General features: G+C 73.5%; 11 protein-coding genes. 1 reads left to right on the plus strand and 10 read right to left on the minus strand.

The window, feature by feature from the left end; genetic code table 11:
• Nucleotides 1-298: 298 nt before the first annotated feature.
• On the plus strand, nt 299-751 hold the full coding sequence (locus ACFQ9Z_RS08050; RefSeq protein WP_383012603.1) for an ATP-binding protein: 453 nt from the start codon (nt 299-301) through the stop codon (nt 749-751).
• Here ACFQ9Z_RS08050 and ACFQ9Z_RS08055 read toward each other — a convergent pair.
• The 10 genes from ACFQ9Z_RS08055 to ACFQ9Z_RS08100 form a co-directional block, all read right to left on the minus strand.
• Complete coding sequence (locus ACFQ9Z_RS08055) at nt 711-2,156, minus strand: amino acid permease (RefSeq protein WP_383012606.1); 1,446 nt, start codon at nt 2,154-2,156, stop codon at nt 711-713. The genes ACFQ9Z_RS08050 and ACFQ9Z_RS08055 overlap by 41 nt on opposite strands.
• A gap of 138 nt (nt 2,157-2,294) precedes the next feature.
• Nucleotides 2,295-3,302, minus strand: a complete 1,008-nt coding sequence (gene argF / locus ACFQ9Z_RS08060; RefSeq protein ID WP_383012609.1) for an ornithine carbamoyltransferase — start codon at nt 3,300-3,302, stop codon at nt 2,295-2,297.
• A gap of 61 nt (nt 3,303-3,363) precedes the next feature.
• Nucleotides 3,364-4,587: an arginine deiminase gene (locus tag ACFQ9Z_RS08065; RefSeq protein WP_383012612.1), complete on the minus strand. Its 1,224-nt coding sequence runs from the start codon at nt 4,585-4,587 to the stop codon at nt 3,364-3,366.
• Nucleotides 4,588-4,721: 134 nt separating this feature from the next.
• The gene (locus ACFQ9Z_RS08070) at nt 4,722-7,286 is read right to left on the minus strand and encodes a polynucleotide kinase-phosphatase (protein WP_383012615.1); all 2,565 of its coding nucleotides are present in this window, start codon (nt 7,284-7,286) and stop codon (nt 4,722-4,724) included.
• On the minus strand, nt 7,283-8,788 hold the full coding sequence (locus ACFQ9Z_RS08075; RefSeq protein WP_383012618.1) for a 3' terminal RNA ribose 2'-O-methyltransferase Hen1: 1,506 nt from the start codon (nt 8,786-8,788) through the stop codon (nt 7,283-7,285). The genes ACFQ9Z_RS08070 and ACFQ9Z_RS08075 overlap by 4 nt, the downstream gene beginning before the upstream one ends.
• Nucleotides 8,789-8,895: 107 nt before the next feature.
• On the minus strand, nt 8,896-9,819 hold the full coding sequence (locus ACFQ9Z_RS08080) for an LLM class F420-dependent oxidoreductase (protein ID WP_383012621.1): 924 nt from the start codon (nt 9,817-9,819) through the stop codon (nt 8,896-8,898).
• A gap of 117 nt (nt 9,820-9,936) precedes the next feature.
• On the minus strand, nt 9,937-10,422 hold the full coding sequence (locus ACFQ9Z_RS08085) for a DUF6099 family protein (RefSeq protein WP_383012624.1): 486 nt from the start codon (nt 10,420-10,422) through the stop codon (nt 9,937-9,939).
• A 179-nt stretch (nt 10,423-10,601) separates the two neighbouring features.
• The gene (locus ACFQ9Z_RS08090; RefSeq protein ID WP_383012627.1) at nt 10,602-10,946 is read right to left on the minus strand and encodes a nucleotide pyrophosphohydrolase; all 345 of its coding nucleotides are present in this window, start codon (nt 10,944-10,946) and stop codon (nt 10,602-10,604) included.
• Nucleotides 10,943-12,223 carry an AAA family ATPase gene (locus ACFQ9Z_RS08095; RefSeq protein WP_383012630.1) on the minus strand — a complete coding sequence of 427 codons (1,281 nt, stop codon included), beginning with the start codon at nt 12,221-12,223 and terminating at the stop codon, nt 10,943-10,945. The genes ACFQ9Z_RS08090 and ACFQ9Z_RS08095 overlap by 4 nt, the downstream gene beginning before the upstream one ends.
• A gap of 95 nt (nt 12,224-12,318) precedes the next feature.
• On the minus strand, nt 12,319-12,708 hold the full coding sequence (locus ACFQ9Z_RS08100; RefSeq protein ID WP_383012633.1) for a cell division protein SepF: 390 nt from the start codon (nt 12,706-12,708) through the stop codon (nt 12,319-12,321).
• Nucleotides 12,709-12,798: the final 90 nt, after the last annotated feature.

Genomic DNA, 12,798 nt, shown 5'->3' on the forward strand with positions numbered 1-12,798 from the left:
GGGGGGCGGTGCCTCACGTTGCGCGGTGGCGCCTCACGGTGCGTACCCCACGAAGCTATCACTTGTTTGTGACTGTCGTCACGATGGCGCGACAAGACCCTGCGGGACGGCCGGCTCCCGTCACACGCGTCACCGGTCGTCCACAGCCGCGTAACAGTGGGCCCGACGGGGCGAGGCGGGGCGTCCGGCGGGGTAGGCCGCCGGTGGCGGGGCCGAGGCGTCCCGCGCGGTCCCCGTCGACGGTCCTCGTGGCCGGGCCCGTACCATCTCTACGGTCGAAAGCAGGACAGCCTGCTCCATGAACGGACTCGCCTTGTACGAACGCCCCGCCGAATCGGCCTCCTGGCGCATCGCGCTGCCGCACACCACCGCGGCGGTGCCCGTGGCGCGCGCGCTGGTGCGGTCGGCCCTGGCGGAGGTGGAGCACGCGGCCGACAGCGACACCGCCGAGCTGCTGACGGCGGAGCTGGTGGCCAACGCGGTGGAGCACACCGCCGGGCGCGGCCCGATCGAGCTGGTGGTGGAGCTGCGGCCGGGCGGCTGCCAGGTCGAGGTGCACGACCCCGACCCCGCGCCGCCCGGGCATCTCACCCGTCCGGTGATCGAGGAGCCCGACCCCTGGCAGGAGGGCGGCCGCGGGCTGCTGCTGATCCGCGCCCTCAGCTCGTCCTGCGGTCACCGCCCGACAGCTTCGGGCAAGGCGGTGTGGTTCAGACTGCCAGTGGTTCCCGCTCAGCGGCGTCCGGCGTGACCCCGGCGGGCGCCTGGGCGAGCGTGGAGTGCCGGCGGCCGTAGGCGAGGTAGACCAGCAGGCCGGCGGCGAGGAACACCGCGAACTGGATCCAGGTCCGCCAGCCGGTCTCGTACATCAGGTACAGGCAGAAGCCGACGCCGAGCAGCGGTCCGACCGGGTAGAGCGGCACCCGGAAGCTGCGGCCGAGGCCCGGCTCGCGGCGGCGCAGGGCGATCACCGCGATGTTCACGGCGGCCATGACGGCGAGCGTGCCGATGGTGCACAGGTTCATCACGGCGTCCAGCGAGGCGAAGGCCGCCGGGACCGCGAAGACGACGGCGACGATCAGCGTGCCGGCCACCGGGGTGGAGGTGCTCGGCGAGACCTTCTCGAAGACGCGCGGGATCAGGCCGTCCCGGGACATCGACATCAGGATGCGGGTCTGGCCGTACATCACGGCGAGCACCACGGAGGCGATGGCGACGACCGCGCCGAAGGCGATGACACCGCCGCCGACGGCGGAGCCGGTGACCTCGTTGACGACGTACGACAGCGCGGCGGGCCGGCCGGCGACCTGCTTGCCGCCGATGGCGCCGATCGCGGCGAGCGCGACCGCGCAGTACAGCAGGGTGACCAGGCCCATGCAGACCATGATCGCGACCGGAATGTCCCGGCGCGGGTTCTTCGCCTCCTCACCGGCCGTGGTGATCGCGTCGAAGCCGATGTAGGAGAAGAACGCGGCGGTGGTGCCCGCGCCGATGCCGCCGAGGCCGGCCGGGGAGAACGGGGTCAGGTTGCCGTGCTTGAAGGCGCTGTAGCCGACGGCGCAGAAGGCCACCAGGATGACGAGCTTCACGGCGGCCATCGCGGCGGTCGCCCGGGCGCTCTCCCGCACCCCCCGCACCAGCAGCACGGACGCCATGGCGATGACGATCACGGCGGGCAGGTTCACGATCCCGCCGTCGCCCGGGCCCGCGGACAGCGCGGCGGGCAGCCGCAGGCCGGTGAGGCTGTGCAGCAGCTCGTTGACGTACTCGCTCCAGCCGACCGCGACCGCGGAGATGGAGACGCCGTACTCCAGCAGCAGGCACCAGCCGACCAGGAAGGCGGTGGACTCGCCGAGGCCCGCGTAGGCGAAGGAGTACGAGGAGCCGGAGACCGGGATCGCGCCGCCCAGCTCGGCGAACGAGAACGCGGTGAAGACGCAGGTGATCGCGGCGAGGACGAAGGAGATGACGACGGCGGGACCGGCCTGGGCGACGGAGTCGGAGAGGCCGACGAAGATGCCGGTGCCGACGATGGCGCCGACACCGAAGCAGATGAGCTGGAAGAGGCCCATCGTGCGCTTGAGGCCGTGGCCCTCGCGGTCGGCGCCGGACTCGGCGACGAGCAGGTGCGGGGACTTGATGCGGAGAGCGGGCATGAGGGGGTGGTGCTCGTTTCTGGTGGTGCGGGCGCCCCGGTGGGGGCGCGGCGGCGGCCGGGAGGGGGTGGTCCGGGCCGCCGTTCAGGATAAGGCCTGGTGAAGCGGGTGGGGCAAGTGCCGGCGGGGACGGGGAGGTCAGGCGAGGGTCGCGACCAGGACCGCCTTGATGGTGTGCAGCCGGTTCTCCGCCTGGTCGAAGACGACCGAGTGGGCGGACTCGAACACCTCGTCGGTCACCTCCAGGGAGGTCAGGCCGTGGGACTCGAAGATCTCCTGGCCGACCTTGGTGCCGAGGTCGTGGAAGGCGGGCAGGCAGTGCAGGAACTTCACGTCCGGGTCGCCGGTGGCGCGCAGGACGTCCATGGTCACGGCGTAGGGGCCGAGGGCGGTGATCCGCTCGTCCCAGACCTCCTTGGGCTCGCCCATGGAGACCCAGACGTCGGTGGCGACGAAGCCGGCGCCCGCGACCCCCTCGGCGATGTCCTCGGTGAGGGTGATCCGGGCCCCGCTGGACTCGGCCAGCCCGCGGGCGTGGTCGACGATCTCCTGGGCGGGCCAGTAGGACTTCGGCGCGACGATCCTCACGTCCATGCCGAGCAGGGCGCCGGTGACCAGGTAGGAGTTGCCCATGTTGAACCGGGCGTCGCCGAGGTAGGCGAAGGCGGTCTCCCGCAGCGGCCGGGCGCTGTGCTCGGCCATGGTGAGCGCGTCCGCCAGCATCTGGGTGGGGTGCCAGTCGTCGGTGAGCCCGTTGTAGACGGGCACGCCCGCGTGCGCGGCCAGCTCCTCGACCTTGGCCTGGCTGTCGCCCCGGTACTCGATCCCGTCGAACATCCGGCCGAGGACGCGGGCGGTGTCCTTCACGGACTCCTTGTGCCCGATCTGCGAGCCGGCCGGGTCCAGGTACGTCGTGGCGGCGCCCTGGTCGGCGGCGGCGACCTCGAACGCGCAGCGGGTGCGCGTCGAGGTCTTCTCGAAGATCAGCGCGATGTTGCGGCCGCGCAGGTACTGGGTCTCGGTCCCGGCCTTCTTCGCCGCCTTCAGTTCCGCGGCCAGCTCCACCAGGCCGCGGAACTCGGCCTCGGTGAAGTCCAGCTCCTTGAGGAAGTGGCGCCCGGCGAGGGCGGTCGGGACAGTCGCCATGGGGGCGCTCCAGAGGTACGGGTGTCAGGACTGATGTAAGTCTATACGATGCTCCACATTTCTATACAGGCGCTCGCTCCACCGGGCAGCTCATGCAGCGCGGCCCGCCCCGGCCGCGGCCCAGCTCGCTGCCCGGGATCTCGATCACCTCGATGCCCTGTTTGCGCAGGTGGGTGTTGGTGGTGGAGTTGCGTTCGTAGGCGATGACGACACCGGGCTCGACGGCCAGCACGTTGCAGCCGTCGTCCCACTGCTCCCGCTCCGCGGCGTGCACGTCCTGGGTGGCGGTGAGCACCCGGATTTCGCCGAGCCCCAGCGCGGCGGCGATGGCGCGGTGCATGTGCTCCGGCGGATGGTCGGTGACCTTGAGCTCGCGCTCCCCGTCGCCCGGCTCGATGGTGTACGAGCGCAGCATGCCGAGCCCCGCGTACTGGGTGAAGGTGTCGCCGTCGACCATGGTCATCACGGTGTCGAGGTGCATGAAGGCCCGCCGCTTGGGCATGTCGAGCGCGACGATCGTGGACGCGGAGCCCGCCGCGAAGAGCTTGTGCGCCAGCATCTCCACGGCCTGCGGGGTGGTGCGCTCGCTCATGCCGATCAGGACGGCGCCGTTGCCGATCACCAGGACGTCGCCGCCCTCGATGGTGGAGGGGTAGTCGGCCTGCCCCCGGGACCAGACCCGGAACGTCTCGTCGCGGAACAGCGGGTGGTGCCGGTAGATCGCCTCGAAGTGCACGGCCTCCCGCTGCCGGGCGGGCCGGCGCATGGCGTTGATGGCGACACCGTCGTAGATCCAGGCGGAGGTGTCCCGGGTGAAGAGGTGGTTGGGCAGCGGACCGAGCAGGAAGTCGTCGAGGTCCATCACGTGGAACCGCACGGAGGTCGGCTCCGCGTGGGCCTCCAGGAACTCGCGCTTGGTCATGCCGCCCACCAGGGCCTCGGCCAGTTCGCGCGCCGGCAGCGTCTCGAAGGCGGCGCGCAGGTGGTCGGTGGCGAGCGGGCCGTACTCCTTCTCGTCGAAGACCCGGTCGAGGACGAGGGAGCGCGCCCCCGGGACGTCCAGTGTCTCGGTGAGCAGGTCGCCGAAGAGGTGGACGGCGACCCCCCGGTCGCGCAGGACGTCCGCGAATCCGTCGTGCTCGGCGCGCGCCCGGCGCACCCACAGCACGTCGTCGAAGAGCAGGGCGTCCTTGTTGCTGGGGGTGAGTCTTTTGAGCTCGAGGTCGGGCCGGTGCAGGATCACCCGGCGCAGCAGCCCGGCCTCGGAGTGGACGTGGTATGCCATGTCTCCATCCTGGCCACCGGCGCCCGCCTTCACGCTCTTCTCGGCCGTTTCCGCCTCTTCCTGTTTCCGTTCCGCCCGCCGGCGGGGTCCCGGAGCCCGGCGCGGACCACCGCGCCGGGCCCCGGGTCGCCGGCTCACAGCCGCGGGTCGACCGGCTCCGACTCCAGGGCGAGCACCCCGAACACCGCCTCGTGCACCCGCCACAGCGGCTCACCGTCCGCGAGCCGGTCCAGCGCCTCGAGGCCGAGGGCGTACTCGCGGATCGCCAGCGACCGCTTGTGCCCCAGGGACCGACCGCGCAGGCGGGCCAGGTTGTCCGGGCGGGTGTACTCCGGGCCGTAGATGATCCGCAGGTACTCGCGGCCCCGGCACTTGATCCCGGGCTGCACCAGCCGGCCCTCGGCGTCGCGCACCAGCGCGCCGAGCGGCTTGACGACCATGCCCTCGCCGCCGCGGCCGGTCATCTCCAGCCACCAGTCGACGCCCGCGCCGACCGACTCGGGGTCGCCGGTGTCCACGTACAGCCGCCGGGTGGTCTGCAGCAGGCCGGTGGCGTCGTGCTCCACCATCCGGTCGATCAGGGCCAGCTGCTCGTCGTGCGGGAGCGCGGCGAGACTGCGGCCCGGGACGGCCAGGATCTGGAAGGGCGCGAGCCGGACTCCGTCGAGACCGGCGGTGGTCCAGCAGTAGCGGCGGTAGGCGTCGGTGAACGCGGCGGCGTCCGCGGCGCGCCCGCGCTGGCGCTCCAGCAGCCCGCCCACGTCCGTGCCGCGGGCGGCGGCGGCCTCCAGGGCGGCGAGGGCGTCCGGGAACACCGCGCCGGAAGCGGCGCCGACCGCCGCGTACTGGCTGCGCAGCAGGCCCGAGGCCTTCAGCGACCAGGGCATCAGCTCGGCGTCGAGCAGCAGCCAGTCGGCCGGGCCGGAGGCGCCACCGGACGCGGCGAGCGTCTCCCAGAGTCCGGCCCCGGAGACGGCCGCGCGCAGCCGGCCGAGGATCTCCTCGGTCACCTTCCCGTCGTCGAAGAACGGCCGCCCGGTACGGGTGTACAGGGCGCCGGTGGGCCCCTCGACACCGAACCGGCGGCGCGCCGCCTCCGCGTCCCGGCAGACCAGGGCGACCGCGCGCGAGCCCATGTGCTTCTCCTCGCACACGACCCGCCCGACACCGGCCGCCGCGTACTGCGCGAACGCCTCGGCCGGGTGCTCCAGGCAGCCCTCGACGTCCGATGTGGCCGCCGGCGCCATGGTCGGCGGCAGGTACGGCAGCAGGCGCGGGTCGACGGCGAAGCGGCTCATGACCTCCAGGGCCGCGGCCGCGTTCTCCTCGCGGACGGAGACGCGGCCCGCGTGCCGGGTCTCCACCACCCTGCGGCCGTGCACGTCCGCCAGGTCCAGCGGCCGTCCGTCCTGGCCGCCGGGCGCCTCGCTGCGCAGCGGCCTCGCGGGCTCGTACCAGACCCGCTCGGCCGGTACGTCGACCAGTTCGCGCTCCGGCCAGCGCAGCGCGGTGAGCTTGCCGCCGAACACCGCGCCGGTGTCCAGGCAGATGGTGTTGTTCAGCCAGGTCGCCTCGGGCACCGGGGTGTGGCCGTAGACCACGGCCGCCCGGCCGCGGTAGTCCTCGGCCCACGGGTAGCGCACGGGCAGCCCGAACTCGTCCGTCTCACCGGTGGTCTCGCCGTACAGGGCGTGCGAGCGCACCCGCCCCGAGGTGCGGCCGTGGTACTTCTCGGGCAGGCCCGCGTGGCAGACCACCAGCCGGCCGCCGTCGAGGACGTAGTGGCTGACCAGGCCGTCCAGGAAGCGGCGCACCTCGGCCCGGAACTCCTCGCTCTCGCCCGCCATCTGCTCGACGGTCTCGGCGAGGCCGTGCGTGTGCTGGACCTTGCGGCCCTTGAGGTGACGGCCGTACTTGTTCTCGTGGTTGCCCGGCACGCACAGCGCGTCGCCCGACGCGGTCATCGACATCACCCGGCGCAGCACGCCCGGGGTGTCCGGGCCGCGGTCGACCAGGTCGCCGACGAACACGGCGGTGCGGCCCTCGGGGTGGACGCCGTCGGCGTAGCCGAGCTTCGCCAGCAGCGCCTCCAGTTCGGCGGAGCAGCCGTGGACGTCGCCGATGATGTCGAAGGGGCCGGTGAGGTGGGTCAGGTCGTTGAACCGCTTCTCCGTGACGACGGTGGCGCTCTCGACCTCCTCGGCCCCGCGCAGGACGTGCACCCTGCGGAAGCCCTCGCGCTCCAGGTGCCGCAGCGAGCGGCGCAGTTCGCGGGTGTGCCGCTGGATGACCCGGCGGGGCATGCCGGCGCGGTCGGCGCGGGCCGCGTTGCGCGCGGCGCACACCTCCTCCGGCACGTCCAGCACGATGGCGACGGGCAGCACGTCGTGCTGCCTGGCCAGCTCGACCAGCTGACGGCGGCTGTCCTGCTGCACGCTGGTGGCGTCGACGACGGTGCGCCGGCCGGCGGCGAGCCGCTTGCCGGCGATGTAGTGGAGCACGTCGAAGGCGTCCCGCGACGCGCTCTGGTCGTTCTCGTCGTCGGACACCAGGCCGCGGCAGAAGTCCGAGGAGATCACCTCGGTCGGCTTGAAGTGCCGCCGGGCGAAGGTCGACTTGCCGGAGCCGGAGGCGCCGACGAGGACGACGAGGGAGAGGTCGGTGACGGGCAGGACCCGTCCCGTGGGTGTCCCGGTCATGCCGCTTCCGCCTCCTTCTGCGCGTCGTCCGTCTTCCGGGCCGTCCCGGCGTTCTCCGTGCCCAGGTGGAACACGGCCATCTGGGTGGGCGGCCCGACCTCGGGGTCGTCCGGCCCGACGGGTACGAAGCAGACCTCATACCCGTGCCGCCCGGCCACGGCCACCGCCCAGGCGCGGAACTCCTCGCGGGTCCACTCGAAGCGGTGGTCGCCGTGCCGGACGTGTCCGGCGGGCAGCGTCTCCCAGCGGACGTTGTACTCGACGTTGGGAGTGGTCACGACGACCGTGCGCGGGCGGGCGTGCCCGAACACGGCGTACTCCAGGGCGGGCAGCCGGGGCGGGTCGAGGTGCTCGATCACCTCGCTGAGCACGGCCGCGTCGTAGCCCTTGAGCCGCCGGTCGGTGTAGGCGAGCGAGCCCTGGACGAGCCGCACCCGGGCCGCCTGCCGCTCCCCCATGCGGTCCAGCCCGAGCCGGCGCGAGGCGATGGCGAGGGCCCGCACGGAGACGTCGACGCCGAGGATCTCGGTGAACCGGGTGTCGCCGAGCAGCTCCCGCACCAGCTCGCCCTGGCCGCAGCCCAGGTCGAGGACGCGGGCGGCGCCCGCCTCGCGCAGCGCGGCGAGGATCGCCTCGCGCCGCAGCACGGCGAGCGGAGCCGGCTTCTCCTCGGCCTCGGCCCCGGTGTCCTCCGGCACCGCGTTGTCGATCGTCTCGACCTCGCTGTCGTCGGCCTCGGCCAGCCGCACCAGTTCCAGCCGCTCCATCGCCTGCCGGGTCAGCGACCGGCGGCGGGAGAGGTAGCGGCTGGTGATCAGCTTCTGCTCCGGGTGCGTGGGCAGCCAGCCCTCGCCGGCGCGCAGCAGCTTGTCGACCTCGTCGGGGGCGACCCAGTAGTGCTTGGCGTCGTCCAGGACCGGCAGCAGGACGTACAGGTGGCGCAGCGCCTCGGCGAGGGTGAGCGCCTCGGACTCCAGGGTGAGGCGGACGTAGCGCGAGTCGCCCCACTCCGGGAACTCGGCGTCCAGGGCGACGGGTTCGGCACTCACCGTCCAGCCCAGCGGCTCGAACAGCTTCCGTACGAGGTCCGGGCCGCCGCGGGCGGGCAGCGCGGGCACCTCCACGCGCAGTGGCAGGGGTGCCGCGGCCCGCTCCGGGCGGGCGTTGCACACGCCCCTGAGGGCGCTGGAGAAGACGCCGCTCAGCGCGACGGCGAGCAGCGAGGAGGCCGCGTAGGGGCGGTCGTTGACGTACTGCGCGAGTGCCGCGTCGGGCGCTCCGCCGCGACCCCGGCCCCTGCCCCGGCGCACCAGCGCGACCGCGTCGACCTCCAGCAGCAGCGCGGCCGTGCACACAGTGTCGTCCGCCTGCGGGTAGAACACGTGCGCGGTGCCGTGGGAGGTGGAGAAGGTCTGCGCCTTGCCGGGGTGCTTGTGCAGCAGGTACCCGAGGTCGGTGGCCGGGTGGGCGGCGTCGCCGCGCGTGGAGATGGTCAGGAACACACGTCCGAGTCTCCCCGCTGCCGCACCCTGCCGACCAGTGGTTTTCCGCAACACCGCGGCCCCTCCGCCCGGTTCGGGGCGGAGGGGCCGCGCGGGCGGGGCCGGGTTCAGGAGAGCTGGCTCTGGACCTGGGAGGAGATCAGTTCCAGGTGGTCCAGGTCGTCCAGGTCGAGGATCTGGAGATAGATACGGGTGGAGCCGGTCTCGGCGTAGCGGCCGATCCTGTCGACCACCTCGGCCGGGGAGCCGGCCAGGCCGTTGGCCTTCAGCTCGTCCACCTCGCGGCCGATCGCGGCGGCGCGGCGGGCGACCTCCCGGTCGTCCCGGCCGACGCACACCACCAGCGCGTTGGAGTAGATGAGGGCGCCGGCGCCGCGGCCGGCCTCCTCGGCGGCGGCGCGCACGCGGCCGAACTGCCGCTCGCTGTCCTCGACGGAGGCGAACGGCATGTTGAACTCGTCGGCGTACCGGGCGGCCAGGCGCGGGGTGCGGGTGGCGCCGTGGCCGCCGATGAGCACCGGGATCCGGTGCTGCGCGGGCTTGGGCAGCGCGGGCGAGTCGGTGAGGTCGTAGTAGGCGCCGTGGAAGTCGAAGGTCTCGCCGGTCTTGGTGGCCCACAGCCCGGTGACGATCTCCAGCTGTTCCTCCAGGCGCGCGAACTTCTCCTTGGGGAAGGGGATGCCGTACGCCTTGTGCTCCTCCTCGAACCAGCCCGCGCCGAGGCCCAGTTCGACCCGGCCGCCGGACATCTGGTCGACCTGGGCGACCTGGATGGCCAGCACGCCGGGCAGGCGGAAGGTGCCGGCCGTCATCAGGGTGCCGAGGCGGATGCGCTTGGTCTCACGGGCCAGGCCGGCCAGCGTGATCCAGGCGTCCGTGGGGCCGGGCAGGCCGTCCACGTCGCCCATCCGGAGGTAGTGGTCGGAGCGGAAGAAGGCGTCGAAGCCGAGGTCCTCGGTGGCCTTCGCCACGGTGAGCAGGGTGTCGTACGTGGCCCCCTGCTGGGGCTCGGTGAAAATTCGAAGGTCCATACACCCATCCTGCACGGCACCGGCCGCACCGGCCGCACCGGTACCGGGGGCGCGGCCGTCCCCGATCAGGTGAATCCCGTGGTCACGGGCGCGGAGAGTCGGCACCGGGCCGGCCGGTCACACGCCCGACGGACTGTCCTCCGCGCCCTCGGGTAACGCCACCACCCGGGCGGCCAGTTTGCGCAGCATCTCGAGGACCCGGTCGCGGGACTCGTCGGCCGCGTCGATGGCCTCCATGCACTGCCAGTACGCCGTCTCGTCGGTGGCGGAGCTGGCCATGGCGACCAGCGCCATGCCGACCTCGCCGAGCAGGCCGCCGAGGCACAGCAGGGTCTGCCGGGCGTCGTCCAGCTCGGTGAGCTGGGCGGCCCGCAGGTCGCCCGGGTCGAGTTCCGGGGCGTCCAGGACGCCGCAGCCCCGGCCCGCCAGTTCGGTCAGGCCCAGCGCCTCGCCCCGCAGCTCCGGCGGGCCGGACACCGCGAGGCGGCTGCCGATCGCCTGGGCCAGGGCCTGCGCCTGCCACACCTCGGCCATGATCTCGGGCCGGTCGGCGCCCAGGGCCAGGGCCCGCCTGCTCGTCCCGATGAGTCGCACCGCATCCATGCGCTGCCCCCGTCCAGTCCGCCGTGCGTCCTCGCACGCCCGCGTGAACTCACCTGTTCACTACCCAGAGTGAGGGCACCTGAGACGTAAAGCCAGAGGAAGACGGGAAATTGTGGACAACAATTCGGATTCAGGGCACGACGTGACTTCGTAGAGTGATAACGGAGGATGACGTTCCGTCAGTCGCCGGCGCCTGGTCCCGGGGCCGGGAAGCGCCGTTCGTTGCGGTCGATCTTGGCGGAGAGCGCGGCCAGCGGGTCGACGCCCAGGACCTCGCACAACTGCAGCAGGTAGGCGAGGACGTCGGCGACCTCGTCCCGGACCCGGTGCGCGGTGCCGGGGTCGTCCATCACCCGGGCCGACTCCTCGGGCGTCAGCCACTGGAAGATCTCGACCAGTTCGGAGGCCTCCACGCTGAGCGCGGACACCAGGTTCTTGGGGGTGTGGTAGGGCTGCCAGTCGCGCGCGGCGGCGAACTCGGCCAGTCTGCGCTGGAGTCCGGCCAGGTCCAGGTGTTCCGTCACGGCCTCAGGTGTACCACGGTAACGCTCTCGGTCCCCACGGCCCAGGAGGCGTCGCTGACCGCGCCGACGCAGCGGATGTGGCCCCGCTCGCCCATCCGGGCCGCCGTCAGCAGCAGCGCGCGCCGCTGGGCGGGGTCGAGGCCGCGGTCGAAGCCGTCGGTGAGCACGGTGAGGGTGCGCAGCGCGTCGGGCACCTCGCCGGGTGTGTCCACGGCCAGCACGCCGGGCCCGGTCAGCAGCACCAGCGCGAGCGCGACGTAGCGCAGCTCTCCGTCGCCGAGCCGGGCCAGCTCGGTGCGGAAGCCGTCACCGCGGTCGAGCAGCGCCCGGACGGTGCCGTCGGCCAGCGGTTCGGCGGCCAGGTCGGCCACCGGGCCCGCGCAGCCGCCGCGCAGCGCCTCGACCAGCAGGGCGTGCCGGCGGCCGCACTCGAACCGGGTGCGCCACAGCACGTCGGCGAGGTTGTCGCAGCCCGGCAGCAGCCGTCCCGAGCCGGCGGGGACGGGGGCGCGCATGCGCTCGGGGCGCGGGTCGCAGGGGAAGACCGAGCGCAGGGCGACGACCATCTGCTCGGTGGCGGCGAGCACCCGCCGCTGCCCGTCGGTCTTGCCGGCCACCCGCAGCGGCAGCAGCGGGGTGCCGAGCCGGTCGTCGGGCAGCGGGGCACGGGTCACCGGGGTGGCGCCCGCGGTGTGCCAGGCGGCCTGCACCGCCCGGCGGCCCGGGTCGCGCAGGGCGGTCTCCAGCAGGACCACTCCGTCCGCGGTGAGCCGTTCGCCCACGATCCGCAGCTCCGGCTCGGCCTGCACGGCGACGTCCAGCCGGACCGGCCCCTCGGCGCCGTCGGCCGTGCAGCCGATCCGGAAGCCGCGCCGGCGCTGCGCGTCGGGCCGCGCCCGCTCCGGCACCCAGGCCGCCGGCTCCGGGAACACCTCGTCGAGCGGCGCCCCGCCGCCGAGCCGGGCGAGCGCCTCGTACGCCGCGAGCGCGGTCGACTTGCCCGACCCGCTGGGCCCGGCGAACAGGGTGACGGCGCCCAGCGGGAACGCGGCCCGCCGGTGCCCGGCGAAGGCGGACAGCCGCAGCTCGGTCACCCGGGCCCGCACGTCGAGAGCGCCGGTGGACCGCTCCCCCGGCGCGCCCGCGAACAGCCCGTCCTGCCCCGGCACCCGGTAGGACGCGTCCGCGAGGGCGGGCGGCGGCCCGGGCGGCTCGGCGGGCGGTTCCAGGGACCCGGAGGTCGGCGCGGAACCGGTGGACACGGGTGGGACGGCCATATGCGGACGTTAGGCCTCCGCCGGGACGGCGAACCGTTTTGCCCGCCGCACCTTCCTACGATCGGGGGAGCGCCCGCGCGCCGCGTGCGGGCGGTTCAGCCGCCTGCCAGCCCCGCGCCCTCCATCAGCCCGCTGACCTCGGTTCCGGGCGGCGTCAGCAGGAAGACGTTGCGGTCGACCCGGTGCATCCCGCTGCCCAGGCCGAAGACGACACCGGTGCTGAAGTCGAGGACGCGCTTGGCGACGTCGCCCTCCGCGCCGGACAGGTCCAGCAGCACTGGCACCCCGGCCATCAGCGTCTCGGCGACCTCCCGGGCGTCGGCGAAGACGTTGACCCGCAGGACCACGAAGCGGCGGCGCGTCTCGGTCTCGGCGTCCGGCAGCGAGCGGTGGCCCACCGCGGACGGCCAGGCGTCCCGGCCCCGCAGCGGCACGACCTGGGCGAGCCCTTCCCACTGTTCATCGGTGACGTCGTAACGGCTCACCGGCTCCCCCCGACCTGACTCGCACCCAATGCCTGCACCAGCCAATTCTTACGCCAAGTCACCCGTTCAGCCCAACAGCGACACACTGCG

The sequence above is a fragment of the Streptomyces sp. NPDC056580 genome (assembly GCF_042793175.1).
Lineage (GTDB): Bacteria > Actinomycetota > Actinomycetes > Streptomycetales > Streptomycetaceae > Streptomyces.

Coding starts and splice junctions, on each gene's coding strand:
- ACFQ9Z_RS08055 (WP_383012606.1), bottom strand. CDS start 2,156: ATGCCCGCTCTCCGCATCAAGTCCCCGCACCTGCTCGTCGCCGAGTCC.
- ACFQ9Z_RS08080 (WP_383012621.1), bottom strand. CDS start 9,819: ATGGACCTTCGAATTTTCACCGAGCCCCAGCAGGGGGCCACGTACGAC.
- argF (WP_383012609.1), bottom strand. CDS start 3,302: ATGGCGACTGTCCCGACCGCCCTCGCCGGGCGCCACTTCCTCAAGGAG.
- ACFQ9Z_RS08095 (WP_383012630.1), bottom strand. CDS start 12,223: ATGGCCGTCCCACCCGTGTCCACCGGTTCCGCGCCGACCTCCGGGTCC.
- ACFQ9Z_RS08050 (WP_383012603.1), top strand. CDS start 299: ATGAACGGACTCGCCTTGTACGAACGCCCCGCCGAATCGGCCTCCTGG.
- ACFQ9Z_RS08085 (WP_383012624.1), bottom strand. CDS start 10,422: ATGGATGCGGTGCGACTCATCGGGACGAGCAGGCGGGCCCTGGCCCTG.
- ACFQ9Z_RS08070 (WP_383012615.1), bottom strand. CDS start 7,286: ATGACCGGGACACCCACGGGACGGGTCCTGCCCGTCACCGACCTCTCC.
- ACFQ9Z_RS08065 (WP_383012612.1), bottom strand. CDS start 4,587: ATGGCATACCACGTCCACTCCGAGGCCGGGCTGCTGCGCCGGGTGATC.